The following is a 26,894-nucleotide window of genomic DNA, read 5'->3' as shown; positions in this document are numbered from 1 at the left end:
GGGGCACCGTGTCATCTTCGCTTTGGTTGCAGTGTATGCAACGGCTTCAAGAAGAGCTACCAGCTACAGAATTCAGTATGTGGGTTCGCCCGTTACAAGCGGAGCTCAATGACAATACGCTCACTCTGTTTGCCCCAAATCGCTTTGTTTTGGATTGGGTGCGAGACAAATACCTCAATAGCATTAATCGTTTACTGCAAGAGTATTGTGGTAACGATGTTCCGAGTTTGCGTTTTGAAGTGGGGAGCCGTCCTATTGCAGCGGCAAAACCTGCGCCAACGCGTACGCCAGCGGATGTGGCGGCCGAATCGTCGGCACCCGCACAATTGCAAGCACGTAAGCCAGTACACAAAACTTGGGATGATGATGCTCAAGCGATCGCTGACATCAATCACCGCTCAAATGTGAACCCAAAGCATAAGTTCAATAATTTTGTGGAAGGTAAGTCGAACCAATTGGGGTTGGCGGCGGCACGTCAGGTGGCGGATAACCCAGGTGGGGCGTACAACCCACTGTTCTTATACGGCGGCACCGGTTTAGGTAAAACTCACTTGTTGCACGCCGTTGGCAACGCCATTGTTGATAACAAGCCCAACGCCAAAGTGGTTTACATGCACTCTGAGCGTTTTGTGCAAGACATGGTTAAAGCCCTGCAAAATAACGCAATTGAAGAGTTCAAACGCTACTATCGCAGTGTGGATGCCTTGCTTATCGATGACATTCAATTCTTTGCTAACAAAGAGCGTTCGCAGGAAGAGTTCTTCCACACCTTTAATGCGCTATTGGAAGGTAACCAACAGATCATTCTGACTTCGGACCGTTATCCAAAAGAGATCAATGGTGTAGAAGATCGCTTGAAATCACGCTTTGGTTGGGGTTTGACGGTGGCGATTGAGCCACCAGAACTGGAAACCCGCGTGGCGATCTTGATGAAGAAAGCGGAAGATCACCAAATCCATCTTGCCGATGAAGTGGCGTTCTTTATTGCTAAGCGTCTGCGGTCTAATGTTCGTGAGCTAGAAGGGGCATTAAACCGAGTGATCGCCAATGCCAACTTTACTGGCCGTCCAATTACCATTGATTTTGTGCGTGAAGCACTGCGTGATTTATTGGCACTGCAAGAGAAGCTGGTGACCATCGACAACATTCAAAAGACGGTGGCGGAATACTACAAGATTAAAGTGGCCGATCTGCTCTCTAAGCGACGTTCTCGCTCGGTTGCGCGCCCTCGCCAATTAGCCATGGCATTGGCCAAAGAGCTTACCAACCACAGCTTGCCAGAAATCGGTGATGCGTTTGGTGGCCGTGACCACACCACAGTGCTGCACGCGTGTCGTAAGATTGAGCAGCTGCGTGAAGAGAGCCACGATATTAAAGAAGATTACTCTAACTTGATTCGCACCCTGTCGTCTTAATCGGTTAGAATGACACAATTCTAAACACTTTATTGAAGCGGACAGCGTAAAGAGCCAAGCATGAAATTTACTATCGCACGTAGTCATTTTATTAAACCCCTTCAACAGGTTTCCGGTGCACTCGGTGGGCGACCAACGCTACCGATCCTCGGGAATTTGCTGATCAACGTTGAAAATGGTCAACTGTCAATGACCGCCACGGACTTAGAAGTGGAGCTGATCAGTAAAGTGACCTTGGAAGGGGAGTTTGAAGCGGGCAGCATTACGGTTCCTTCGCGCAAGTTTCTTGATATCTGCCGTGGATTACCCGACGATGCAGTGATCACGTTTGTATTGGAAGGCGATCGCGTGCAAGTGCGCTCTGGGCGCAGCCGTTTCTCGTTGGCCACATTACCTGCCAATGATTTTCCGAATATTGAAGATTGGCAAAGTGAAGTGGAAGTCTCTCTCACTCAGGGCGAATTGCGCGCACTGATTGAGAAAACACAATTCTCGATGGCCAACCAAGACGTACGCTACTACCTCAATGGCATGTTGTTTGAAATTGAGGGCAGCACACTGCGCAGTGTCGCGACCGATGGTCACCGTATGGCTGTGGCTCAGGCACCATTGAGTGCTGACTTCGCGCAAAAGCAGATCATCGTACCGCGTAAAGGTGTGCAAGAGCTGGTTAAACTGCTGGATACACCAGAGCAACCTGTCACGCTGCAAATTGGTAGCTCAAATCTGCGCGCCGAAGTAAACCATTTTGTCTTTACTTCTAAGCTGGTGGACGGTCGTTTCCCGGATTACCGTCGCGTGTTGCCACAACACACAACCAAAACGCTGGAAGCGAGTTGTGATGAATTACGCCAAGCATTTTCTCGCGCGGCGATTTTGTCGAATGAAAAATTCCGTGGCGTTCGTGTTAACTTGGCTGGCAGTGAAATGCGCATTACCGCCAACAACCCAGAGCAAGAAGAAGCGGAAGAGATGTTGGACGTGAGCTTCGACGGTGAGGCGATTGAGATTGGTTTCAACGTTAGCTACGTATTGGATGTGCTGAACACCTTGCGTTGTGAGCAAGTACGAATCTCAATGTCGGATGCCAATGCCAGTGCGCTGGTTGAAAATGTCGATGACGACAGCGCCATGTACGTGGTTATGCCAATTCGTCTATAAGCTGATTGAATGCCACTTTCTCGTCTGATTATTCAGCAGTTTCGTAATATCAAAGCCTGCGACATTGCACTGTCGCCAGGCTTTAATTTTCTTATTGGTCCGAATGGCAGTGGCAAAACCAGTGTCTTGGAAGCCATCTATTTGCTCGGTCATGGTCGCTCATTTAAAAGTGCTTTGACCGGACGCGTGATTCAAAATGAGTGTGATCAACTGTTTGTCCATGGTCGTTTTTTGAACTCGGATCAATTTGAGCTACCGATCGGCATTAATAAGCAGCGCGATGGCACAACAGAGGTTAAAATAGGCGGTCAATCTGGGCAAAAGTTAGCGCAGCTAGCACAAGTGTTGCCATTGCAATTGATTCATCCCGAAGGCTTCGATTTATTAACGGATGGGCCCAAGCATCGTCGAGCGTTTATTGATTGGGGCGTGTTTCATACCGAGCCCGCGTTTTACGATGCATGGGGGCGTTTTAAGCGCCTCAACAAACAACGTAATGCGTTGTTGAAGTCGGCAAAGAGCTATCAAGAGCTGAGTTATTGGGACAAGGAAATGGCACGTTTGGCCGAGTTGATTAGCCAATGGCGCGCCGATTACGTTGCCCAAATGCAAAGCAAAGCGGAACAGTTGTGCCAAGAATTTTTGCCAGAATTTCATATCCAATTGAAGTATTATCGTGGCTGGGAAAAAGAAACCCCATACCAACAAATACTGGAAGAGAATTTCGAACGCGATCAAACACTAGGTTATACCGTTAGCGGGCCAAATAAGGCCGATTTACGGATAAAAGTGAATAACACCCCGGTGGAAGATGTGTTGTCGCGTGGCCAATTGAAATTAATGGTGTGTGCGCTCCGCTTGGCACAAGGCCAGCACCTAACGGAAAAAACCGGTAAGCAATGCGTCTATCTCATAGATGACTTTGCCTCTGAATTAGACAGTCAACGTCGCAAGCGTCTTGCTGATTGCTTGAAACAGACGGGGGCTCAAGTTTTTGTAAGTTCGATTACGGAAAACCAGATCAGCGACATGCGCGATGACTCTGGCCGACTGTTTCATGTGGAGCAGGGTGTAATCGAGCAAGGATAAATAATGAGAGAGTAACTCATGTCGAACAATTACGATTCATCGAGTATTAAGGTACTGAAGGGTCTGGATGCGGTACGTAAGCGTCCGGGTATGTACATCGGGGACACAGATGATGGCACCGGTCTGCACCACATGGTTTTTGAGGTGGTGGATAACTCAATTGATGAAGCCTTAGCAGGCCACTGTAAAGATATCGTAGTCACGATTCATGAGGATAACTCAGTTTCTGTTAGCGATGATGGCCGTGGTATCCCGACCGAAATGCACCCAGAAGAGAACGTGTCTGCTGCCGAAGTTATCATGACGGTATTGCACGCTGGCGGTAAGTTTGACGACAACTCTTACAAAGTGTCTGGCGGTCTTCACGGTGTAGGTGTTTCGGTGGTAAACGCACTGTCTGAAAAAGTGCTGTTGACGATTTATCGTGGTGGTCATGTTCATAGCCAAACCTATCGTCATGGTGTACCTGATGCACCGCTTGCTGTTATCGGCGATACTGAAAAAACCGGTACCACGGTACGTTTCTGGCCAAGTGCACAAACCTTCACCAACATCGAATTTCATTATGACATCCTAGCGAAGCGTCTACGTGAACTCTCTTTCCTGAACTCTGGTGTGTCGATCAAACTGTTTGATGAGCGCGAAGAAGATAAGAAAGATCACTTCATGTATGAAGGTGGTATTCAAGCGTTCGTCACTCACTTGAACCGCAACAAAACCCCCATCCATGAAAAAGTATTCCATTTCAACGCCGAGCGTGAAGACGGTATTGCGGTTGAAGTGGCGATGCAGTGGAACGATGGCTTCCAAGAAAACATCTACTGTTTTACCAACAACATCCCACAGCGTGACGGTGGTACCCACTTAGCGGGTTTCCGCGCGGCATTGACGCGCACACTGAACAGCTACATGGACAAAGAAGGCTACTCGAAGAAAGCGAAAACCGCGACTTCTGGTGACGATGCGCGTGAAGGTTTGACCGCTGTTGTTTCAGTAAAAGTGCCGGATCCAAAATTCTCAAGCCAAACCAAAGACAAACTGGTTTCTAGTGAAGTGAAGTCCGCAGTGGAATCCTTCATGGCAGACAAACTGAACGACTTCTTGGCCGAACACCCAAGCGAAGCGAAAACCGTTTGTTCTAAGATTATCGACGCCGCACGTGCGCGTGAAGCCGCACGTAAAGCGCGCGAAATGACACGCCGTAAAGGGGCGTTAGACCTTGCTGGCCTTCCAGGTAAACTGGCTGACTGTCAGGAAAAAGATCCTGCGCTGTCTGAACTTTACATAGTGGAGGGTGATTCGGCAGGCGGCTCCGCAAAACAAGGCCGTAACCGTAAGAACCAAGCAATCCTACCGCTAAAAGGTAAGATTCTAAACGTAGAAAAAGCGCGTTTCGACAAGATGCTTTCTTCTCAAGAAGTCGCAACGCTGATCACTGCACTAGGTTGTGGTATCGGTCGTGACGAGTACAACCCAGACAAACTGCGTTACCACAACATCATCATCATGACCGATGCGGACGTCGATGGTTCGCACATCCGTACGCTACTGTTGACCTTCTTCTACCGTCAAATGCCTGAGCTTATCGAGCGTGGCTACGTGTATATCGCTCAGCCACCATTGTACAAAGTGAAGAAAGGCAAACAAGAGCAGTACATTAAAGATGAAGATGCGATGAACCAGTACCAAATTTCCTTGGCATTGGATAACGCAGCACTGCACGTGAACCCAGACGCACCAGCATTGGCCGGTGAAGCACTGGAGAAACTGGTTCAGCAATACAATGCAGCGATCAAGCTGGTGGATCGCATGAGCCGTCGTTACCCACGTGCACTGATTCATGAACTGATTTATGTTCCGCGCCTCAGCGAAACACAATTTGCCGATCAAGCAGCAATGGCAGCATGGACAGAGCAACTGGTTACTCAGTTGAACGCCAAAGAAGTGGGCGCAAGCCAATACAGCTTTGAAATCGAACACGATGCAGAGCGCGGACTGTTCTCACCGAAGATTGTGGTTCGTACCCACGGTGTGATGCACGAGTACCCACTGAGCGTGGATCTGATCAACTCGAAAGAATACCAGAAGCTGGCAGAGCTGGCGGATGCGCTGGATGGTTTGATCGAAGAAGGTGCGTATATTCAGCGTGGTGAACGTACTCAACCCGTGAACAGCTTTGCAAGTGCGCTTGAGTGGTTGATTAAGGAATCTCGTCGTGGTTTGAGCCTACAACGCTACAAAGGTTTGGGTGAGATGAACCCAGATCAGCTTTGGGAAACCACCATGGATCCAGAAACTCGTCGCATGATGCGTGTGACCATTGAAGATGCCGTTGGTGCTGATGAGCTGTTCACGACCTTGATGGGTGATCAAGTTGAACCACGTCGTAACTTCATCGAAGAAAACGCCTTGAAGGTAGCAAACCTAGACGTGTAGTCGATAAGACGCGATCAAAATTAATGAAATGCCACCTCGCAAGAGGTGGCATTTTTACATAGGCTAGGAAAAACTGCCCTAGACCCTAGACCCTAGACCCTAGACCCTAGACCCTAGAAACGAAGACTGAAAATTCTTTTTCTGATCCCTTGAATCCCCATTTCCAGACCTTATATCTAGTTAAGAAGAGGGATGGCTAGCTTGCTCAACAAGAGAAGAACAGCGCCTCTGGCATCGCTAAACCAGATCGCTCAAGAGAGGATACTGAAGTTTAGTACTCAATTTGACTCTAGATTCGACACCATGTCCCCGTCCCCAAAAGTTGGGCTGTGGAGTGGATTATCGAATCCCTTAGCTCGGCGTTTTCTTGCATAAACACGCCAACAAGATAGGTTTATCTGGGCTAAGACTATTGCTTAAAAGAGGATAGGATTATGCGTAATGTAGATTTCTCACCACTATACCGTAATGCGATTGGTTTTGACCGTCTGTTCAACCTGATGGAAGCCAGCGCAGCCAAAAACAGTTCTGGCGGTTACCCTCCATACAACATTGAGCAAAAAGATGAGCACAACTACCGCATCACGATGGCCGTTGCAGGTTTTGCTGAAGATCAACTCGATTTGACGCAAAACGAAAACATGTTGATCGTGAAGGGTGAACGCAAAGCCGAAGACAGCAAAAACTACGTTTATCAAGGCATTGCCGAGCGCGACTTTGAGCGTAAATTCCAGCTAGCGGATTACGTCAAAGTGGTGGGCGCATCGATGGAAAATGGTTTACTGCACATCGATTTGGTGCGTGAAGTTCCAGAAGCGATGCAACCACGTAAAATTGCCATTGGTGGCACTAAACTGCTCGAGAACTGATGTCTGTGCTGTTAAATAGCAGCGAGTCGACTGGGGCAGGGCGACCAAACAGGTAGCCTTGCCCAAAATCACATTGAAATTGAGCAAGCAATTCTTCTTGCTCAATCTGTTCAACCCCTTCCGCTATCACCTGCATATCAAGATGATGCGCCAAAGTAATGATGCTTTGCGCGACCTTCTGATCGCCAGTATTGGAATTGATTTGGTCGATAAACGACTTATCAATTTTTAAGTAGTTGGCTGGCACGTCTTTCAAAATCGCCAATGAAGAATAGCCGGTACCAAAATCATCAATCGCTATCTGTATGCCCAGTTGTTTAAACTTGAGTAAGATATTGGTACAGGCCTGAATATTTTGCATCAAGGTGGTTTCGGTCAGCTCAAACTTCAGTGAATGCGCATCTACACCATACTGCTGGATAATGCCGATAAACCGCTCAAAGAGTTGAGGGTCGGACAGTTGGCTGGCGGAAATATTGATCGATACGATCGGTTTTTCCGGCGCTGCTTGTGCAATAAATTGGCAGGCTTGTGCGAGGACACAATCACCAATCTCGTTGATCAAGCCACTTTGCTCTGCAAGCCCAATAAAGCTTGCGGGATACAGTAAACCTTTCGTTGGGTGTTGCCAACGGATAAGAGCTTCATAGCAATGTATTTGGTGCGATCGAATGTCATAGATAGGTTGGTAATGAAGCACAAACTGATTTTGCTCAATGGCGATCTTCAAACTTTCAACGAGTTGGATTTTTTCATCGTCTCTGAGTTTCATGAACTTATCAAAGAAACAATATTGGTTGCGACCTTGGCTCTTGGCTTGATACATCGCAAAATCGACATGTTTCATCAGTGTTGTGGAGTCTTGACCATCTTGTGGAATAAGCACGGCGCCGACGGAAACGGTTAAGCGATGAGAGTTAGGAAGATGTTCGCTGGGTTGTGATAGCGCGGCAATCAGTGCAGAGAGACGCAGCTTGAGGCTGTCGAACTCTTGATATTCAAGGAGAACGGCGAACTCATCGCCACTGATTCGTGTGATCGATTGCGCATCGGAAACGTGGTGGCACAAGCGTTGGGCCACGACTTTTAGCACTTGATCTCCTACATAGTGGCCCAGTTGGTCATTGATCTGCTTGAAGTTATCGATATCGAGATATAGCAGGGCGTGGCAATGCGCCAGTGCGTCTGGTTTTTGTAGAATCTGGTTAAGCACATCCGTGAATTTTCGCCGATTGTCCAATCCAGTAAGCATGTCAGTATTGGCCAGCTTTTTGAGCTGAAATGTCTTTTGTTCGACGGCGTGTTGCAGCTTCTTCGGTAGTGTGACGTAGTAAAAAAAGCAAAAACTGGCGAAGCCACTGACTATGAAAGCAATGGCCAATTGAATTAACGCAGAGCCATACAGTTGCTGGCTTTGTGGTAGACCAACGATGAGCGTCCATTGGTTGTTGGGCACGTCAATGGTGACCTGGCTGCTGATCCAGTCTTGAGATATCGACTCACCATAAAAGACATCCATTTGGTTAGTGTCGGGGTGGGTGCGCGAGAGTTGAAAATGCAGATTATCTTTCTGTAGTTCCTGCAGATCGCTACTGGCAATTAAGTTTTCTAACAAAATCAGCGCGGAGACAAATCCCCAAAACTCGCTTTTATCTTGCTGTTTAAGAAACACGGGCCGACGAGCAACCATGCCTACGCCCCCTTGTTTTAGGGTAAAGGGGCCAGCGAGGGTGAGCTTGCCTGACTCCACGGCACTCAGCGCCTCTTTCTTTCTTGCATCGTCTTTGAGTAAGTTGTGGCCAATGGCTTTTTCGTTGCCAGCGAGAGGGTAAATGGATTGAATGATGCCATTCGGTGCCAATTGAACGTTGGTGATCACTTTACTTAAGGAAAGGACCTCTTGAGCGTACTCTTCAAAATTATCCATGTTACCGTTGTTTTGAATCACTTCGACGGCAAGAATTTGCGTGGAGGCGATCAATGCAGTGTGCAGCTCTTTCTCTAAGTTTTTTGCTTGAGTCATCGCGACTTGGCTCACCAACAGCTCTTTTTCGCGCAAATTGGTGGCGGTCACTAAATGGATAATCCACAAAGTAATTGAGAGTATCGATGCAAATAAGAGCAACGTCGCAATGAGAGGATGCTTTATATTGAGAAAGGTATTCATCCATGTACACCAAATGACAGATAAACAAAGATGAATACCAGTTTACCCATTTAGATAAGCAAAGCGGCTTTCATCATTTAATGGTTTTAGAATTATGAATATCTTTCAGAATAGGCGCGATTGACCTCTTCAGCAATGATTGCAATGCCTTTTTGCATGAGCTCATCATCTTGTACATAGTTCATGCGTAAACACTGATGGGCATGCTCCCAATTATCTTCTTGGCCAATAAAGAAGTATTCCCCTGGCACGATCAACACGCCTCGAGCCTTTAAGCGTTGGTACAGTTCCATGGTGGTGATAGGAAGTGCGTCAAACCACAACCATAAGAAAATTGCGCCTTCCGGTTTATGGATACGAAAGCGATCATCGGGCATGGCGGCTTGGAGCAGTTCAACTGCGCGTTGAGATTTTTGTTGGTAGAACGGTTTAATCACCTCTGAACTGAGGTGCAGTAGATCTTTCTTCTCTATCATGTAGTGACCGAGAGCGGGGCCAACGCTGCCAGGAGCGAGACTAATAATGCCATTCATATTGGTCAGGGCTTGGGTCACGGCTTCATTCGCAATCACGATGCCACAGCGAACCCCAGGGAGCCCCAGTTTGGACAAACTCATGCACAGAATGGTGTTTTCGTTCCAAAATGGTTCGACATCTTCAAAGATAATGTTTGGGAAAGGTAAACCGTAGGCGTTATCAATGATGAGGGGAATCTGGTTGTCTCTGGCCAACTGATCCAGTTTGCGAATTTCTTCATCTGTCAGTACGTTACCGGTTGGATTGGTCGGGCGAGAGGCACAAATCGCAGCGACAGATTCATCCACTTTGAGTTGTTCGAAATCGACGTGGTATTTGAACAAGCCGTTATCGAGCAGTTCAATCTCAGGACGATAAGAGACAAAAATATCTTCATCAATCCCCGCATCGGCATAGCCAATGTATTCTGGCGCCAGCGGTAGCAAGATTTTTTTATGTGAGCCGTCGGGTTGTTGACCAGCAAAAAGATTAAACAGGTAGAAAAAGCCGCTTTGGCTGCCATTGGTCAAACTGATGTTCTTTTCACTGATATTCCAACCATAGGTCTCCTTGAGTAAGCGTGCCAGTGCTTTAACAAAGACATCTTTACCTTGAGGACCATCGTAGTTTGCCAGTGCTGCAAGCAATTCGCCGTTAGAGAGCATGTTTTCGCTGGCTTGGTGAAAGTATTCGAGCATGGCTGGGATAGCGGCTGGGTTGCCTCCTCCGAGCATGATGGCACCCGGTGTGCGCAGGCCATCATTCAAATCGTCCATTAATTGGGTTATTCCAGAATACTGATTAAATTTTTCGCCAAATTTTGAAAACTGCATTTGTTGTTATACCTAATTCATTGTGATTGCTTTTGTGTGCCTAAATGGCCAGTACGTTGCTGGCTGATAGAGTAATAGTTGAACATACCTGAATGTAACAGAGAGTAAAAGCGTGAAATTGCTCGTAAGCTGAAACTTTTTCCCACGAAATTCTTCTTAATAAAGAAGAAAAATTCAGCAAATGTCAGAGCGGATGATCCATATAACATTTTGATAAATTAGAACGCCATATGGCTTTGTGGTTATTCTTGTTGTGAATGTATTATGCGTGCGCATTACATAACTAAATGGAATTACAATGAAAATGAGAAAGTGTTTATTATCGACCATGTTGGTGGCAGGTTTAGCCGCGTGTAGTACGACGAGCTATCAAGCCAGTGTGCCAACAGCGGCCCCAGAGGTAGTGGCAGCATTACAAGATGAATTGAAAGAGATCCAGGATTTAAAAGTCACCGATGAAGGCTATATTGATTACTACGTTTGGGTACCTGACGGTTATCAATGGGATACTCATGCGATTAAGAAAGGTGGATACGAATGGGCATGTGAAGATATGCTTGATTTGTTGAGCCAAGGCTTTGTTGTTCGTATGGGCTTCAAAGGAAAAGGTGGTCGTGAAGAGCATTATGACTTTGCTCGCTGTGAACAAGAAGCCACCAACTAAGCCGTTTGGATGCCAAGAAACAAAAAAGGGAAGCTGATGCTTCCCTTTTACTTATCTCTTAATCACTTCAAAGCGCAATACATTACTTCTGAAGCAAAGAAATGTCAGCGATCTGTAGGAACAGGTTACGTAGGTTGTTCAGGAGCGTTAGACGGTTGGTCTTCAGTGCGTCATCATCAGCCATAACCATTACGTTATCGAAGAACGCATCCACAGGCTCACGAAGGTCTGCGAGTTTACTTAGCGCTTCTTGGTAGTTACCAGTGGCAAATGCTGGCTCAAGCGCTTCTGTCATCACTTCCACGTTTTCAGCCAGTACTTTCTCTGCGTCTTCTTGCAGTAGCGCAAGGTCGATTTCTGCTGCTAGCTCGCCATCGAATTTCGCGAGGATGTTACCAACACGCTTGTTCGCTGCCGCCAGTGCTTCTGCCGCTTCCAGTTCACGGAAGTGAGAAACCGCTTTAACACGTTGGTCAAAGTCAGCAGGTTTCGTTGGACGACGTGCCAATACCGCTTGGATGATGTCGACACTGAAGCCTTCGTCTTGGTACCAAGCGCGGAAACGACCCAGCATAAACTCAATCACTTCTTGCTCAACGTTATCGTTAGTTAAACGGCTAGTACCATCTTGTTGGGCGAACAGTGACTTCGCTTTCGCCACTAGGTCTACTAGGTCTAGGTTGTAACCGTATTCAACGATGATACGCAGTACACCGAGAGATGCGCGGCGCAGTGCAAATGGGTCAGAACCTTTTGGCGCTTGACCGATACCGAAGATACCGACGATAGTGTCTAGCTTGTCTGCCATCGCAATTGCTGCAGATACACCATTTGATGGTAGGTCATCACCAGCGAAACGAGGCATGTATTGCTCGTTGAGTGCCACGGCTACTTCTTCCGCTTCACCGTCATGGCGAGCGTAGTGCATGCCCATCACACCTTGAGTATCGGTAAACTCGAATACCATCGAGGTCATGAGGTCACATTTTGCTAGAAGACCAGCGCGTTTTGATTTCTCAACGTCAGCACCGATTTGCTCAGCAATGTAGCCAGCCAGTTCCGTGATGCGATCGGTTTTGTCTTTGATGGTGCCAAGTTGCTGTTGGAAAATCGCGTTTTCTAGCATTGGCAGACGATCGATGAGCTTGCTCTTACGGTCCGTGTTGAAGAAGAACTCCGCATCCGCAAGACGTGGGCGAACCACTTTCTCGTTACCTTCAATCACATAACGAGGCTCTTTCGATTCGATGTTAGACACGAAGATGAAGTTAGGCAGTAGCTGCTTGTCTTCGGTGTAGACAGGGAAGTACTTTTGGTCACCTTTCATGGTGTAAACCAATGCTTCTGCTGGGACTTTTAGGAACTCTTCTTCGAACTTAGCGGTCAGTACCACTGGCCATTCAACCAGAGAGGTGACTTCTTCGACTAGGTCATCTTCGAGATCAGCGATACCGCCGATCGCTGCTGCCGCTTTTTGCGCATCAGCGAGGATGATCGCTTTACGCATTTCGTAATCTGCCATCACTTTACCGCGCTCTTCTAGAAGTGCAGGGTATTGCTCTGCAGACTCGATAGTGAACTCGCGCTCACCCATAAAGCGGTGACCACGGATAACGCGATCAGAAGCTACGCCTAGGATTTCACCTTGAATAAGGTCACTACCCATTAGCATAGTCAGCGTTTTTACTGGACGGATAAATTGAGTGGTTTTGTTACCCCAACGCATAGGTTTTGCGATAGGTAGACCTGCTAGCGCTTTGGCTGCCAGCTCAACCACGATATCAGCCGTTGGTTGGCCTTTGACTTCTTGTTTGAACAGCAGCCATTCGCCTTTGTCGGTGATCATGCGCTCTGCTTGATCAACCGTGATGCCACAACCACGTGCCCAACCCTGAGCGGCTTTGGTTGCATTACCTTCTGCATCAAAAGCGGCAGAAACGGCAGGACCACGCTTTTCAACGATTTTGTCTGCTTGGTGTTCGGCTAATGCGGTGACTTTCAGTGCAAGGCGACGAGGCGCTGCGTACCATTTCACACCTTCGTGCGTTAGCTCAGCACCTTTTAGCTCTGCTTCAAAGTTTGCTGTAAATGCTTCAGCCAGAGTACGAAGTTGCGTTGGTGGCAGTTCTTCAGTACCTAGCTCGATTAAAAATTCTTTTGCCATGTTACTCTACCTCTTACGCTTGTTCTTTCTTACACATTGGGAAGCCCAGTGCTTCGCGTGATGCGTAGTATGCTTCTGCCACTGATTTAGTCAGGTTACGGATGCGCAGGATGTAGCGTTGACGTTCAGTGACTGAGATCGCTTTGCGAGCATCGAGTAGGTTGAACGCGTGAGCCGCTTTTAGAATGCGCTCGTAGGCAGGTAGAGGAAGTGGTTTTTCTAGCTCAAGCAGTTGTTGACACTCTTTCTCACATTGTTCGAAGAAGCTGAACAGGAAATCCACATCAGCGTGCTCGAAGTTGTAAGTTGATTGTTCTACTTCGTTTTGGTGGAAGATATCACCGTAAGTCACTTTGCTGCCATCAGGTGCGATGTTCCAAGTCAGATCGTAAACCGAGTCAACTTCTTGGATGTACATAGCAAGACGTTCGATACCGTAAGTGATCTCACCAGTAACTGGTTTACACTCAAGGCCGCCGACTTGTTGGAAGTAAGTAAACTGAGTCACTTCCATACCGTTTAGCCAAACTTCCCAGCCTAAACCCCAAGCGCCTAGCGTTGGGTTTTCCCAGTTGTCTTCCACGAAGCGAATGTCGTGAACCAGTGGGTCAATACCAAGAACTTCTAGAGAGCCTAGGTACAACTCTTGAATATTGTCTGGCGACGGTTTTAGCGCAACTTGGAATTGGTAGTAGTGCTGTAGACGGTTAGGGTTTTCACCGTAACGGCCATCGGTCGGACGACGAGAAGGTTGTACGTAAGCTGTCGACATTGGCTCTGGGCCAAGCGCTCGTAGACAAGTCATTGGGTGAGAGGTACCCGCACCCACTTCCATATCCAGCGGTTGAACAATGGTACAACCATTTTGAGCCCAATAATCCTGCAGCGCGAGGATCATTCCCTGGAAGGTTTTGATATCGTATTTTTGCATAAGTCAGGTTCGCGCGATTCTCTTATTACGGATTCATTCATCGAATTTGTTGGGCTTTCTGCTGCCAACAGGGGTGAATGAAGGTAATGACGGTTGAATAAAATAACGATCAAGTATACCCAGATATTCAGCATGGGAGTAGAGCTAATCTTGATTAATTCGTGGGCAATTTTCTCGTTTAATGGATTTTTACCGCGTTATCGACTGAATTTTTCCTAAAAGGGAGTTTTTGACGGATTTCTTACTTGAGATGTTCGGATAAGCTGGCTAGAATTGCGCCTGTCTTTGGGGAGTAGCTTACTGGATGAAAAGCCATTTTCATCGAGTTCGTCCGTCAACATAATTGGTGCCAAATCACCATGGCGTTCGAGACTTGAAGCCTTTCAAGTTTAGCAAGACCTTAGACAAACATCACGAACCGGGGTGGGGCGTGGGGTTTGTCTATGGTTACTATAATTATCCCGCCCCAATGAGCATGTCGTGAGCGTTTTAGCTATTTCAATTACTACTGTCGCCTTAGCCGAAATTGGCGATAAAACCCAATTGTTGTCTCTGCTGTTAGCCAGCCGTTACCGCAAACCGATCCCAATCATTGCTGCGATCTTTTTCGCGACGATTGCTAACCATGCCTTGGCTGCTTGGCTGGGTGTCGTTGTTGCCGATTATCTTTCTCCCGACGTGTTGAAGTGGGTGGTGGTGGCTAGTTTCTTAGCCATGGCGGGATGGGTGTTGATTCCCGATAAGTTGGATGACGAAGAAGAGATCTCAAACCGTGGCCCTTTTGTGGCCAGCTTTATTGCTTTCTTTATCGCTGAGATTGGCGATAAAACGCAGATCGCAACGTCCATTCTAGGGGCACAGTATGCGGATGCACTGACCTGGGTTGTGTTAGGAACCACCATTGGCATGTTGCTGGCCAATGCCCCTGTGGTGCTGATTGGGAAACTGTCTGCGGATAAACTGCCATTGGCGTTAATCCGCAAAGTCACAGCAGCTCTGTTTGTTGCATTAGCGATTGGCGCAGCGTTTTATTCATAATTCATATGAGTTCGGGTTCAAATGCGAGGGGAACTTTTAACCTCCTCGCAATTTGAGCACAAGCTCATATTGAATTTTTTAGGTAAATTGTTGTTTTCTTACGACATTATTATCCAGTAACCTTGAGGTGAAACACATAATCTCCTTTGGGGTGACGTGGAGGTACGTTGTTAAATCATCAAATGGTTATTTTTATTGACTAAAGGCTCAACTATTTGTTTTTTATAGTTTTTAGTTCTATTGATGATTTAATTGTGGTTGGTTATTTTGTGTGCAGTCATGTTCACAAGGGATCACCATGAAAAACACATTGTTGTCTACCGCTATCGTATCTGCACTGATGTTTAGTGCTTCTTCATCAGCCAAGACGGATGTTGCTGATTTGTCGCAACTGACCATTATTCCCAATCACAACGCCTCGTTGATTCGCAACTTTAACCCGTATGCAGTATCACGCTTACATACGGCTCGTGATTTTATTTTCGAACCGCTGGTCATCTTCAATGAACTCCATGGCAACGTGCCAGAGTTTCGTTTGGCGACAGGATATGTTCTGAGTAAAGACTTACTCAGTATCACCTTTGATTTGCGTAAAGGGGTTAAATGGTCGGATGGTGAGACTTTTGATGCAGACGATGTGGTTTTCACTTTTGAACTGGTTAAAGCGCATACCAGCATCGATGATCGCGGTATCAACAGTAAGATTAAATCGGTTGAGAAGCTGAGCCCTTATCAAGTACGTTTCCATCTTAATGAAGTTAATACCAACATCAGCTATGAAATTGTTCAAGTTCCTATTGTGCCCGAGCATCAGTGGAAAGAGGTGGCTGATCCAGCAGCATTTATGAACCCAAACCCAGTTGGTACGGGACCGTTTACCGAATTACCACAGTTTACCAGCACTCTGTTCCTACAATGCCGTAACCCCAATTATTGGGATAACGCTAACTTAGAGGTGGACTGTTTGCGTGTGCCGCAAATGAACCATAATGATCAGGTGTTGGCGGAGCTGATGCGTTCGAGCATCGATTGGGCTGGTTCATTTGTTCCTGATATTGATCAAACCTACATGCAAGCATCGAGCGATCATGGCTACTGGTTCCCACCGGCGGGAACCCAAGCGTTTGTGTTCAATTTCGCGTCTAAAGATCCAGTGAAGCACCCAGTGCTCAACGATATCCAATTCCGCCGTGCCTTCTCGATGGCATTGGATCGCCAAACGTTGATTGATATTGCTAACTATGGAAATGCGGTATTGAACGATTTTGCCTCTGGCCTTGGCTACGCATTTGAAGCTTGGTCGGACAAAACAACCCATGAAAAATACAAACCGTTTATGACCTACTCACCGGAGCAGGCCAAAGCTCTGCTAGCGAAAGCGGGCTATAAAGATCTCGATAACGATGGCTTTGTTGAATCACCAGCGGGTAAGAAGTTTGAGTTGTTGATCCAATCTCCGCAAGGCTGGACGGATTTTAATAACACCGTGATGCTCGCAGTGGAGCAGTTGGTCGAGGTTGGCATTAACGTGAAAGCACGTACGCCAGACTTTTCGATTTACAATAATGGAATGATTTCTGCAGATTATGATATTGCTTATACCAACTATTTCCACGGATCTACGCCTCATAAGTATTGGGACAGTGGTTATCACTCTCGTTTGCAAGCTTCAGAAGGGATGCCGCGTTTTGCTATGCATCACTGGAAAAATGACAAGTTAGATGCATTACTGGATAGCTTCTACACAACGGCAAACCTTCAAGAGCAGAAAAAAATAGCCCATGGCATTCAGGCTATCATTGCAGAAAATCAGGTTACCGTGCCTGTGTTATCTGGCCCGAATTTCTACCAATACAATACCAAGCGTTTTACTGGCTGGTGGAACAAAGACAATCCGAAAGGTCGTCCTATGATATGGGAAGGCACGCCCGAGCGATTACTGCACGTTTTGGATCTAAAACCACGCAGTTAGTTCATTGCTCAGCTTTTTCCTACAAGCCCTACGTTGTTAGGGCTTTTTTGCATCACCTCGTTTCATCATGTGACATTTCAATAGATAAAATGCGTGATCCTGTACATATCAACGTCATCATGGTCATGATACTTTAGTGTTATCAAAGAGGACGAGAGGGTTGCATTATGCTGACACGATATATGGGTATGACTGCGAAAAGTCAGAGTTATCTGTTCACTTTTGGTTTAGCACTCTGTTTGTTGGCGATGGTTTTAACAGACATGTGGCTCCCGATAGTCGCGGGATCTTTCATTCTCACCGGTTTAACTGTAGAAGCGTGGATCCGCGTTGCTCACATCATTCCAATGCATGAAGAGATGCGATCGATGAAAAAGCAGTTGAATAAGCTGCAATCGGAAATTCGTTCTATCGAATTCGATCAATAAAGAAATGGCAGCCGTGTGGCTGCCGTTTTTTTATCTCGCGTTATAAGCCTTTCTTAATCAGATACTGATAAGGTAGCTCGTCGGTTTGTGCCGCAATGAGTTGGTGATCCATAAAGCGACAAAAGCTTGGAATGTCTCTGGTGGTGGATGGATCATCGGCTTTTACCAGTAAAACCTCACCGTCTTGCATGGTTCGAATTGTCTTCCTGACCATCATTACTGGCTCTGGGCAGCGTAGTCCTTCCGCCTCTAAGGTCTTGGTCGCCAGTTCAGGATTAAAGCTCATAATGTGATTCTCTTAACTTACTTAGCGGTGAATTCTACTTTCGTAGAAAAAATATTCAATAACCACTTGGCAAAGCGATCATTTTGTTTTAACTTTAGTTAACAATTTGGTAACAACTGGCGGAGGGAGCGATGCTAACAGCATTAGATAGATTGACCATTTATTCGGTTTTGTGCTTCATCTCGTTTTGTGCACTCGTGTTCAGAACGCCAGCAGAAACCTCATTGATGCCTATTTTAGGTATGAGCGCAACCATCATCGGGATTTGGATTGAGATGCATCGATGGTCCGGTGCATCTGAAGAACAAGAGAATTAGCGCTTTTGTTAACAAACCTACGCTCACCAATTTAACGACACTTCATTCCGACACTATCCCCATTTTTCTTGGGCTTCCCCGCTGAAAGGCGGGATTTTTTTTGCCTGAAGAGTACAATTGTCATAGACATGGGCGTGGATAGGAGCTTCAACGTGGAGTTGGAAGAGATTTACCGTCGAGATCTGAATTTGCTGGTGGCACTGCGAGTGTTAATTGAAGAAAGCAGTGTTAGCAAAGCCGCAGTGCGTTTGAATCTCAGTCAATCTGCGATGAGTCGAGTGTTGGGGCGCTTGCGCGATTTGCTTGGTGACCCGCTGTTTACGCGTGAAGGGCAACATTTATTGCCGACTGAAAAAGCATTAGAGATCGATCGGGCTCTCGGCGAGCCACTGGAATCGTTACGTCAATTGCTCTCTCCATCTGAGTTTGAACCTCATCTCTGCACTCAAACGTTTACCATCGCCACCACTGATTACGCGATGCAGACGATCTTGCCGTTTGCTCTGCCGAGGATCTACCAAGAAGCGCCTAATGTGTCGTTTCATTTTCTTCCTTTGCAACACGATCGCTTGGCGGATCAGTTGACGTATGAAGGGGCTGATCTGGCTATTTGCCGTCCCACAGGTCCGGTTGAACCGCTGCGTAGCGAAGTATTGGGCCGAGTGGGGGTGCTGTGTTTGCTTTCCAAGCAGCATCCGCTCGCGGGAAAAGAGATGAGTCTGGCAGACTATCTGTATCATCCCCATGCCATGATTGCCATCAGTGATGGTGTGAAAGCGCTGATCGAGCAAGCGTTAGTCGACCAGCCGCAACGTAAGATGGTGCTGCGTGCCTATCATCTTGAAGCGGCACTGGCGATAGTGGACACCATGCCCTTGATCATTACCGTCCCCGCCGATTTGGCCTATTTGGTTGCCGAGCGCTACGATTTGGTGGTGAAAGCGCTGCCGTTTCAGTTTACCCCATTTGATTACTCGATGATTTGGCATCCAAGATGTGAACATTCTCCTGCTCAAGAATGGTTGCGCTCCGTCGTGCGTGAAGAGTGCAGTCGGCTGATTGCCAAACGTATTGAAGATATGGGGCTCGATTAACGCAAGCGGGGGAAAGAACAGCAAAAAGCCGAGTGTGACTCGGCTTTTTTTCGCTACTTGTACGGCAAGTGCTACAGCTTGATGACCACGCGACCGGTCACTTGGCCATTGGTGATGTCTTCAGCGTATTTTGCCGCTTCACTGAGTTCAACTTCGGTACACGCTTGTTCGAAGTAGCTTTCTGGCAGTAGCGCTACCAGTTTTTCCCACGCTGCGATGCGTTTTTCCGTTGGGCACATTACTGAGTCGATACCTTGTAGGCGAACGTTACGCAGAATGAATGGCATGACGGTGGTCGGCAGATCAAAGCCGCCCGCGAGGCCACATGCGGCGACCGCACTGTTGTAGTCCATTTGCGCCAGCACTTTTGCCAGTACTTTGCTGCCAACGGTGTCGACTGCGCCAGCCCAAATTTGTTTTTCTAGTGGGCGAGCGGGCTCTTCAAATTCAACCCGATCAATAATGCGGCTGGCGCCAAGTTGCTTGAGTAGTGGGCCGTTTTGTTCAACACGACCAGTCACCGCTGCCACTTGGTAACCGAGTTGAGCTAAGAGTGTCACGGCCACAGAGCCGACACCGCCACTTGCGCCGGTGACAAGGATTTCTCCCGCTTCTGGTGTGATGTCAGCATCGAGCAGTGCTTGAACACACAGCATGGCGGTGAAACCCGCAGTACCAATCATCATTGCTTTTTTGCTGTCGATTCCTGTTGGTAGCGGTACTAACCAATCGGCGTTGAGACGCGCACGCTGAGCCATTCCGCCCCAATGATTTTCCCCGACACCCCAACCCGTGAGCACAACCTGATCCCCTGCTTGGTAGCGCCCGTCTTGTGATTCGATGACAGTACCTGCTAAGTCAATACCTGGAATCATCGGAAAGTTGCGGATGATTTTGCCTTTCCCCGTGATTGCTAAGCCATCTTTAAAGTTGAGAGATGAATAGTCAACGGCCACCAGCACGTTGCCTTCGGGTAGCTGAGACTCATCCATTTGTTCAATAGTAGCGATGGTGCGTTTTTCTTCCTGATTAAGAACTAAAGCGTGAAACATGAGATTTCTCCAGCGATTGCAGATAGGTCAAACGGGATAAGTGTAGGCGCAAGTGAACTATGAATAAAATGAAACTTTAGCATTATAGTAATGCGTTTTACGCATAAATTAAGAGCGGCTCAAGCCGCTCTTAGTGAGTGAAGGCGTTTAACCGACGAGGTTAAGGACGTTCAAATACCGTTGCAATGCCTTGGCCTAAACCAATACACATGGTCGCAAGACCGTATTTGGCGTCTTTGGCTTCCATCAGGTTAATCAGGGTGGTTGAAATACGAGCCCCCGAGCAACCCAGTGGGTGGCCAAGAGCGATCGCGCCGCCGTTAAGGTTGACCTTTTCATCCATCATCTCAAGCAAACCAAGGTCTTTCGCACATGGTAGAGATTGTGCGGCAAACGCTTCATTTAGCTCAACCACATCCATGTCTTCAATCGATAGACCGGCACGTTTAAGTGCTTTTTGCGTCGCAGGTACAGGGCCGTAACCCATGATGGAAGGATCGCAACCGGCGATCGCCATGCCTTTAATACGAGCACGAATCGTCAGGCCAAGCGCATTGGCTTTCTCTTCACTCATGATCAACATCGCAGATGCACCATCTGACAACGCAGAGGATGTACCGGCAGTCACGGTGCCATTGGCCGGATCAAACACGGGGCGAAGCTGAGATAGCCCTTCCACCGTGGTTTCTGGGCGAATCACTTCGTCGTAATCCAAGGTGAACAAGGTGCCATCCGCGGCATGCCCTTCGGTAGGCAGAATTTCGTTTTTGAATCGACCTTCAAGTGTTGCCGCATGGGCACGAGCGTGAGAGCGTGCGGCAAACTCATCTTGCTGCTCACGGCTAATGCCGTGCAGCTTACCAAGCATTTCAGCGGTTAAGCCCATCATGCCCGCTGCTTTGGCAACGTGTTTCGACATGCCTGGGTGAAAATCCACGCCGTGGTTCATGGGCACGTGGCCCATATGCTCAACACCGCCAATCAAACAGATCTCTGCATCACCAGTCATGATGGCGCGCGCACCATCGTGCAGCGCTTGCATCGATGAACCACAGAGACGATTGACCGTCACAGCGCCAATTTCAATTGGCAAACCTGCCAGCAGCGCTGCGTTTCGCGCTACGTTAAAGCCTTGTTCTAGGGTTTGTTGAACACATCCCCAATAGATATCTTCAATCTCACTTGGGTTAACTTGTGGGTTACGCGCCAGAATCCCTTTCATCAAATGGGCAGAAAGATCTTCTGCTCGAGTGTGGCGGAAGGCGCCACCTTTAGAGCGACCCATTGGCGTACGTAGACAATCGACAATTACGACATTTTTCATTGTGGGAACTCCTTAGATAGAACCTTGCTGTTGCGCGCCGTAAAAGGTTTGCCCTTTTTCAGCCATATCAATAAGCATTTGTGGAACCTGATACATAGCGCCAAGTTCGACATGCTGCTGTGCCATTGCGACAAAGTTTGCAATACCAACACTATCTAAGTAGCGGAATACACCACCACGGAAAGGCGGGAAACCAAGGCCATACACCAGCGCCATATCCGCTTCTTGCGCTGAGGCGATAATGCCTTCTTGCAAGCAAAGCACCACTTCGTTGATCATCGGAATCATCATGCGTTGGATAATGGTCTGATCATCAAAGGCTTGTTGAGCGGCACAAACAGGAGCAAGAATCGGTACGATCTCATCACTGAATGCTTTCTTCGGTTTGCCTTTCTTGTCCATGGTGTACGTGTAGAAACCGCTGCCGTTTTTCTGGCCATACTTGTTGGCTTCAAATAATGCATCAATCGCATCGCGACCTTGTTTACCCATGCGCTCAGGGAACCCTTGCGCCATGACGGCTTGAGCGTGGTGTGCGGTATCAATACCGACCACATCCAATAAGTAAGCAGGGCCCATTGGCCAACCGAACTTACGTTCCATCACTTTATCGATTTGAGTAAAGTCGGCACCATCGCGCAGCAACATGCTAAAACCACCAAAGTATGGGAACAGCACGCGGTTAACAAAGAACCCTGGGCAGTCATTGACCACAATTGGGGATTTGCCCATTTTGGCTGCGTAAGCAACGACACGGTTGATGGTTTCATCGGAGGTGTGTTCGCCACGAATGATTTCGACTAAAGGCATGCGATGCACTGGGTTGAAGAAGTGCATACCACAGAAATTCTCTGGTCGTTTGAGTGATTTGGCCAGCAAGTTAATTGGAATGGTCGAGGTGTTCGAAGTGAGAACGGTCTCTTCGCTCACTTGCTCTTCCACTTCGCTTAATACGGCTGCTTTTACTTTCGGGTTTTCGACCACGGCTTCTACAATGATATCGGCGTTATCGATGCCCGCGTAGTGAAGGCTTGGCGTAATAGAAGCGAGAATACCGGCCATTTTAAAGCCATCAATCTTGCCACGTTCAAGCTGTTTGTTGAGTAGCTTTGAGGCTTCCGTCATGCCCAGATCCAGTGATGCTTGTGCGATGTCTTTCATGATCACGGGGACACCTTTGAGAGCAGATTGGTAGGCGATGCCGCCCCCCATAATACCTGCGCCCAGCACTGCTGCACGTTGGGTCTCTTTATTGGCGGATTTTACTGCTTTCTTCGCGATGCCTTTGATGTATTGGTCATTGAGGAAAAGCCCCACCAAGGCTTTAGCTTCTTCTGACTTCGCCAGTTTAACGAAATGTTTTCTTTCGATGTCTAACGCTTGATTGCGTGCAAAACGGGCACCTTCTTCAATCGTGACAACGGCGGTCATCGGTGCAGGGTAGTGTGGCCCTGCCACTTGAGCCACCAAGCCTTTGGCCATGGTGAAACTCATCATCGCTTCGAGTTTGCTTAGCGTTAACGCTGAGGTTTTTTGCTGGCGACGTGCTTTCCAGTCAATTTTTTCATTGATGGCATCGGTGAGTGTTTGCAGGGCGGATGCGTAGAGGCGATCGGTATCGACGACAGCATCAAGTAAACCAATTTTTAGAGCTTCCTCTGCACGGCAAGCTTTGCCTTGGGTGATGATTTCCATGGCGCTGTCTGCGCCGATCACGCGCGGCAAACGCACACAACCGCCAAAGCCAGGCATAATGCCAAGCTTAGTTTCAGGAAGACCAATGCTGGTGGTTTTATCACCGATGCGTAAGTCGGTAGCAAGTACACACTCACATCCACCGCCTAAGGTATGCCCTTTGACAACTGCGACAGTCGGAACGGGCAAATCTTCCAGTTTATTGAAGATGCTATTGGCAAATTGAAGCCATTGGTCGAGCTCTTCTTCTGGCTTGGCAAACAGTCCTAAAAACTCAGTAATATCTGCTCCGACAATAAAGGCTTCTTTGTCTGATGTAAGCATTACGCCTTTCAGACCGGAGTAAGCGGTGAGCGCATCAAGCGCTTTGTCGAGTGAAGCAAGGGTTGCTAGATCGAGCTTGTTGACGGAATTTGGTGCACAGAAAAGGATTTCTGCCACTCCATCTTGTACTTCCTTTACCTGTAGGGTTTCGGCTTGGTAAATCATTGTCTATCTCCATGACATACAATCTTGGATTGTCTGTATACCTAAGGCGCACATTCGCCGATGTAGGTATAGTGGAAAGTGTTGTATTTATATTCTGGTTAGACCAGTTTGCTTAGTGTGGACCTCGGATTGTCTAATTTCAATACATTTTTTAAACAAGTGTTTAACATTGTGCGTTAAAGCAGATCTTATGCACTCTGAATAGGGGCATGCTACACTTGCCGCTCTTGTTGATAGTGCGAATGTCATGAACGAAAATCCATACCTCATCCCAGCCCAAGTGGTTCAATTTGAAGAAGAAATCAAAAAGAGTCTCTTTATTACTTATCTTGCTCATACCCCGACGATAGAGGCGGCAAAAGCTTTTGTAGAGAGGATTAAAACGCAACATACCGATGCGCGTCATAACTGTTGGGCGTTTGTTGCTGGGCGACCAGAGGATTCAATGAAGTGGGGTTTTAGTGATGATGGTGAGCCATCCGGTACAGCAGGAAAGCCGATTTTGGCGCAGCTCTCTGGGTCGGGTGTTGGTGAGATAACCGCAGTCGTAACACGATATTATGGTGGTATTCGCCTTGGCACTGGTGGATTGGTGAAAGCGTATGGCGGTGGTGTGCAGCAGGCGCTCAAGCTGCTTCAAACAATTGAGAAAAAAATAACCACAAAACTCAGACTGGAGTTAGACTATGCGTTCGTACCAATTGCGCAATCTATAATGCAGCAATTCGACGCTGTTGAGGTTGACGCTCAATACAGTGAGAGCGTCGTGCTGGTGGTTGAACTGGAAGTGAGAAACGTGGAGATGTTTACTCAAACCATGATCAACAAAAGCAGTGCAAAAGCGCTCGTGACGCCTTATATCGGGAAATAACAATAACAACTAGGAAGTCTGTCGACTTTATTGATTCAATCATCCATGCAATTTCGTTCAATTATCCGTATTGTCGGGCTGTTGCTCGCACTCTTCAGTGTCACTATGCTTGCGCCCGCGTTGGTGGCGCTTATTTATCGCGATGGTGCGGGTGTTCCTTTTGTTACGACCTTTTTTGTGCTGCTGTTTTGCGGCACCGTGTGTTGGTTTCCAAACCGTAGGCATAAACACGAACTCAAAGCGCGCGATGGCTTTTTAATTGTGGTGCTATTTTGGACCGTACTCGGTAGTGCTGGTGCGTTGCCCTTTCTGATCGCTGATAACCCCAGTATTTCGATCACCGATGCATTTTTCGAATCCTTCTCCGCGCTGACCACCACGGGTGCGACGGTTATCGTCGGTTTAGATGAGCTACCCAAAGCGATTTTGTTCTATCGCCAGATACTGCAATGGTTTGGCGGTATGGGGATCATCGTGCTGGCGGTCGCGATTTTGCCGGTTCTAGGCATCGGTGGCATGCAGTTGTATCGTGCTGAAATTCCTGGTCCAGTCAAAGACAGTAAAATGACCCCGCGTATTGCTGAAACGGCTAAAGCACTTTGGTATATCTATTTGAGTCTGACTATCGCTTGTGCGGGGGCTTTCTGGTTGGCGGGAATGACGCCGTTTGATGCGATTAGCCATAGTTTCTCGACCATCGCGATTGGTGGCTTTTCTACCCACGACGCCAGTATGGGGTATTTCGATAGCTATGCGATTAACTTAATCACGGTTATCTTCCTGCTGATCTCGGCATGTAACTACTCACTTCACTTTGCCGCCTTTGCCTCTGGCGGTGTTCATCCCAAATACTATTGGAAAGACCCAGAGTTTAGAGCGTTTATCTTTATTCAAGCACTGCTGTTTGTCATTTGCTTCTTATTATTGTTGGCACACCATTCTTACGACTCCATTTACGATGCCTTCGACCAAGCGTTGTTCCAAACAGTCTCCATCTCAACGACTGCGGGTTTCACTACCACGGGATTTTCAGATTGGCCACTATTTCTACCCGTGCTACTGCTGTTCTCCTCTTTTATTGGCGGATGTGCAGGCTCAACCGGTGGTGGTATGAAAGTCATTCGGATTTTATTGCTCACGTTGCAAGGTGCGCGTGAACTTAAGCGCTTGGTTCACCCTAGAGCGGTCTACACCATCAAAGTAGGTGGCAATGCTCTGTCGCAACGTGTGGTGGATGCGGTGTGGGGATTCTTCTCCGCTTATGCATTGGTGTTTGTCGTTTGTATGCTCGCGCTCATTGCGACAGGAATGGACGAACTTACCGCGTTTTCGGCCGTTGCGGCAACGCTAAACAACCTAGGCCCAGGCTTGGGGGAGGTTGCGGTGCATTTTGCGGATGTGAACGATAAAGCCAAATGGGTTTTGGTGGTGTCTATGCTCTTTGGTCGTTTAGAGATCTTTACCTTACTTATATTGCTAACCCCTACGTTTTGGCGCAGTTAAGGAGAAATGATAGTGAAAGCCCTATTTCTTTATTCTTCCCGCGAGGGGCAGACCAAGAAAATCCTTCAATATATAGAAGAACAGTTACCGAGCTATCAATGTGATGTGAAGAATCTACATGACATCGATACGGTGGATTTTTCTGTTTATGACAAAGTGCTGATTGGCGCGTCGATTCGCTATGGTCATCTAAATCAGAAGCTCTATCAATTTATCCAGCATAACCTAACTCAGTTGAATGAACATAAAGTGGCGTTCTTTTGCGTCAACCTAACCGCAAGAAAAGAAGAGCAAGGGAAAGATACGCCAGAGGGAAGCGCTTATATTCGAACATTTCTTAAAAAGTCTCCTTGGCAGCCTAACCTAATCGGTGTTTTCGCTGGCGCGCTCTATTACCCCAGATATAACTGGTTTGATAGAAATATGATCAAACTCATCATGACATTAACTGGCGGAGAGACGGACACCAGTAAAGAAGTGGAGTACACCAACTGGAAGAAAGTACGCCAATTCTCTGAGAAGTTTGCTTGTTTGTAGAAATAACCTGCACTTTTTGCTTGTTTTGACTCTTTTTTAAACG

The 26,894-nt window shown here is 47.4% G+C and carries 22 protein-coding genes; 14 read left to right on the top strand and 8 right to left on the bottom strand.

Annotated elements, in window-relative coordinates:
• Window positions 1-8 precede the first annotated feature (8 nt).
• The 5 genes from dnaA (at window position 9) to LZU85_RS18335 (ending at window position 6,970) form a co-directional block, all read left to right on the top strand.
• Complete coding sequence (gene dnaA / locus LZU85_RS18355) at window positions 9-1,415, top strand: chromosomal replication initiator protein DnaA (protein ID WP_176299505.1); 1,407 nt, start codon at window positions 9-11, stop codon at window positions 1,413-1,415.
• A gap of 60 nt (window positions 1,416-1,475) precedes the next feature.
• The gene (gene dnaN / locus LZU85_RS18350) at window positions 1,476-2,576 is read left to right on the top strand and encodes a DNA polymerase III subunit beta (RefSeq protein WP_045598812.1); all 1,101 of its coding nucleotides are present in this window, start codon (window positions 1,476-1,478) and stop codon (window positions 2,574-2,576) included.
• Between the two features lie 9 nt (window positions 2,577-2,585).
• Window positions 2,586-3,665 (top strand): DNA replication/repair protein RecF, encoded by a 1,080-nt coding sequence (recF, locus tag LZU85_RS18345; RefSeq protein WP_013572632.1) that lies wholly within the window; start codon window positions 2,586-2,588, stop codon window positions 3,663-3,665.
• Window positions 3,666-3,683: 18 nt separating this feature from the next.
• The gene (gene gyrB, locus LZU85_RS18340) at window positions 3,684-6,101 is read left to right on the top strand and encodes a DNA topoisomerase (ATP-hydrolyzing) subunit B (RefSeq protein ID WP_237288062.1); all 2,418 of its coding nucleotides are present in this window, start codon (window positions 3,684-3,686) and stop codon (window positions 6,099-6,101) included.
• 434 nt (window positions 6,102-6,535) lie between these two features.
• The gene (locus tag LZU85_RS18335; protein ID WP_237288060.1) at window positions 6,536-6,970 is read left to right on the top strand and encodes an Hsp20 family protein; all 435 of its coding nucleotides are present in this window, start codon (window positions 6,536-6,538) and stop codon (window positions 6,968-6,970) included.
• Here the strand turns inward: LZU85_RS18335 and LZU85_RS18330 are convergent.
• Both LZU85_RS18330 and LZU85_RS18325 read right to left on the bottom strand, forming a co-directional pair.
• On the bottom strand, window positions 6,951-9,137 hold the full coding sequence (locus LZU85_RS18330) for a bifunctional diguanylate cyclase/phosphodiesterase (protein ID WP_237288058.1): 2,187 nt from the start codon (window positions 9,135-9,137) through the stop codon (window positions 6,951-6,953). The two genes, LZU85_RS18335 and LZU85_RS18330, sit on opposite strands and share 20 nt — an antisense overlap.
• A 92-nt stretch (window positions 9,138-9,229) precedes the next feature.
• Window positions 9,230-10,486, bottom strand: a complete 1,257-nt coding sequence (locus LZU85_RS18325; protein ID WP_237288057.1) for a valine--pyruvate transaminase — start codon at window positions 10,484-10,486, stop codon at window positions 9,230-9,232.
• Between the two features lie 298 nt (window positions 10,487-10,784).
• Here LZU85_RS18325 and LZU85_RS18320 point away from each other — a divergent pair, with 298 nt between their 5' ends.
• Complete coding sequence (locus tag LZU85_RS18320) at window positions 10,785-11,150, top strand: hypothetical protein (protein WP_176299510.1); 366 nt, start codon at window positions 10,785-10,787, stop codon at window positions 11,148-11,150.
• An 82-nt stretch (window positions 11,151-11,232) separates the two neighbouring features.
• On the opposite strand, the gene glyS is transcribed toward LZU85_RS18320, so the two are convergent.
• Window positions 11,233-13,314 carry a glycine--tRNA ligase subunit beta gene (gene glyS, locus LZU85_RS18315; RefSeq protein ID WP_237288055.1) on the bottom strand — a complete coding sequence of 694 codons (2,082 nt, stop codon included), beginning with the start codon at window positions 13,312-13,314 and terminating at the stop codon, window positions 11,233-11,235.
• A 13-nt stretch (window positions 13,315-13,327) separates the two neighbouring features.
• On the bottom strand, window positions 13,328-14,245 hold the full coding sequence (gene glyQ, locus LZU85_RS18310) for a glycine--tRNA ligase subunit alpha (RefSeq protein ID WP_011079026.1): 918 nt from the start codon (window positions 14,243-14,245) through the stop codon (window positions 13,328-13,330).
• Window positions 14,246-14,725: 480 nt separating this feature from the next.
• Here glyQ and LZU85_RS18305 point away from each other — a divergent pair, with 480 nt between their 5' ends.
• The 3 genes from LZU85_RS18305 to LZU85_RS18295 all read left to right on the top strand — a co-directional run bounded on the left by LZU85_RS18305 (window position 14,726) and on the right by LZU85_RS18295 (window position 17,683).
• A complete protein-coding gene (locus LZU85_RS18305; protein WP_176299512.1) occupies window positions 14,726-15,283 on the top strand; it encodes a TMEM165/GDT1 family protein in 558 nt (185 codons plus the stop codon).
• Window positions 15,284-15,581: 298 nt separating this feature from the next.
• Window positions 15,582-17,255 (top strand): ABC transporter substrate-binding protein, encoded by a 1,674-nt coding sequence (locus tag LZU85_RS18300; protein WP_237288053.1) that lies wholly within the window; start codon window positions 15,582-15,584, stop codon window positions 17,253-17,255.
• A gap of 167 nt (window positions 17,256-17,422) precedes the next feature.
• Window positions 17,423-17,683: a hypothetical protein gene (locus tag LZU85_RS18295; protein WP_176299514.1), complete on the top strand. Its 261-nt coding sequence runs from the start codon at window positions 17,423-17,425 to the stop codon at window positions 17,681-17,683.
• Between the two features lie 40 nt (window positions 17,684-17,723).
• Here LZU85_RS18295 and tusA read toward each other — a convergent pair whose 3' ends face one another.
• Complete coding sequence (tusA, locus tag LZU85_RS18290) at window positions 17,724-17,969, bottom strand: sulfurtransferase TusA (RefSeq protein ID WP_011079023.1); 246 nt, start codon at window positions 17,967-17,969, stop codon at window positions 17,724-17,726.
• 131 nt (window positions 17,970-18,100) lie between these two features.
• Between tusA and LZU85_RS18285 the strand changes: the two genes are divergently transcribed.
• Window positions 18,101-18,286 (top strand): hypothetical protein, encoded by a 186-nt coding sequence (locus tag LZU85_RS18285; protein ID WP_011079022.1) that lies wholly within the window; start codon window positions 18,101-18,103, stop codon window positions 18,284-18,286.
• Between the two features lie 152 nt (window positions 18,287-18,438).
• Entirely contained in the window at window positions 18,439-19,380 is a 942-nt protein-coding gene (locus LZU85_RS18280) for a LysR family transcriptional regulator (protein ID WP_237288052.1), read from the top strand.
• Between the two features lie 71 nt (window positions 19,381-19,451).
• On the opposite strand, the gene acuI is transcribed toward LZU85_RS18280, so the two are convergent.
• The 3 genes from acuI to fadB all read right to left on the bottom strand — a co-directional run bounded on the left by acuI (window position 19,452) and on the right by fadB (window position 23,940).
• The gene (gene acuI / locus LZU85_RS18275) at window positions 19,452-20,432 is read right to left on the bottom strand and encodes an acrylyl-CoA reductase (NADPH) (RefSeq protein ID WP_080608553.1); all 981 of its coding nucleotides are present in this window, start codon (window positions 20,430-20,432) and stop codon (window positions 19,452-19,454) included.
• A 160-nt stretch (window positions 20,433-20,592) separates the two neighbouring features.
• The gene (gene fadA / locus LZU85_RS18270; protein ID WP_237288050.1) at window positions 20,593-21,756 is read right to left on the bottom strand and encodes an acetyl-CoA C-acyltransferase FadA; all 1,164 of its coding nucleotides are present in this window, start codon (window positions 21,754-21,756) and stop codon (window positions 20,593-20,595) included.
• Window positions 21,757-21,768: 12 nt separating this feature from the next.
• Window positions 21,769-23,940 carry a fatty acid oxidation complex subunit alpha FadB gene (fadB, locus tag LZU85_RS18265; protein WP_237288048.1) on the bottom strand — a complete coding sequence of 724 codons (2,172 nt, stop codon included), beginning with the start codon at window positions 23,938-23,940 and terminating at the stop codon, window positions 21,769-21,771.
• 247 nt (window positions 23,941-24,187) lie between these two features.
• Between fadB and LZU85_RS18260 the strand changes: the two genes are divergently transcribed.
• Genes LZU85_RS18260 through hemG form a run of 3 tightly spaced genes read left to right on the top strand, consistent with a single transcriptional unit; the run spans window position 24,188 to window position 26,851 of the window.
• On the top strand, window positions 24,188-24,811 hold the full coding sequence (locus LZU85_RS18260; RefSeq protein WP_237288046.1) for a YigZ family protein: 624 nt from the start codon (window positions 24,188-24,190) through the stop codon (window positions 24,809-24,811).
• 45 nt (window positions 24,812-24,856) lie between these two features.
• Window positions 24,857-26,314, top strand: a complete 1,458-nt coding sequence (locus tag LZU85_RS18255) for a TrkH family potassium uptake protein (protein ID WP_011079016.1) — start codon at window positions 24,857-24,859, stop codon at window positions 26,312-26,314.
• A 9-nt stretch (window positions 26,315-26,323) separates the two neighbouring features.
• Complete coding sequence (gene hemG / locus LZU85_RS18250; protein ID WP_043921081.1) at window positions 26,324-26,851, top strand: menaquinone-dependent protoporphyrinogen IX dehydrogenase; 528 nt, start codon at window positions 26,324-26,326, stop codon at window positions 26,849-26,851.
• The last annotated feature ends 43 nt before the right edge of the window (window positions 26,852-26,894 follow it).

It is taken from the genome of Vibrio floridensis (assembly GCF_021852965.1).
In the GTDB taxonomy this organism is placed as follows: Bacteria; Pseudomonadota; Gammaproteobacteria; order Enterobacterales; family Vibrionaceae; genus Vibrio; species Vibrio floridensis.
Note: the sequence above shows the minus strand (reverse complement) of the source record. Positions and strands in the feature narration are given on the sequence as shown.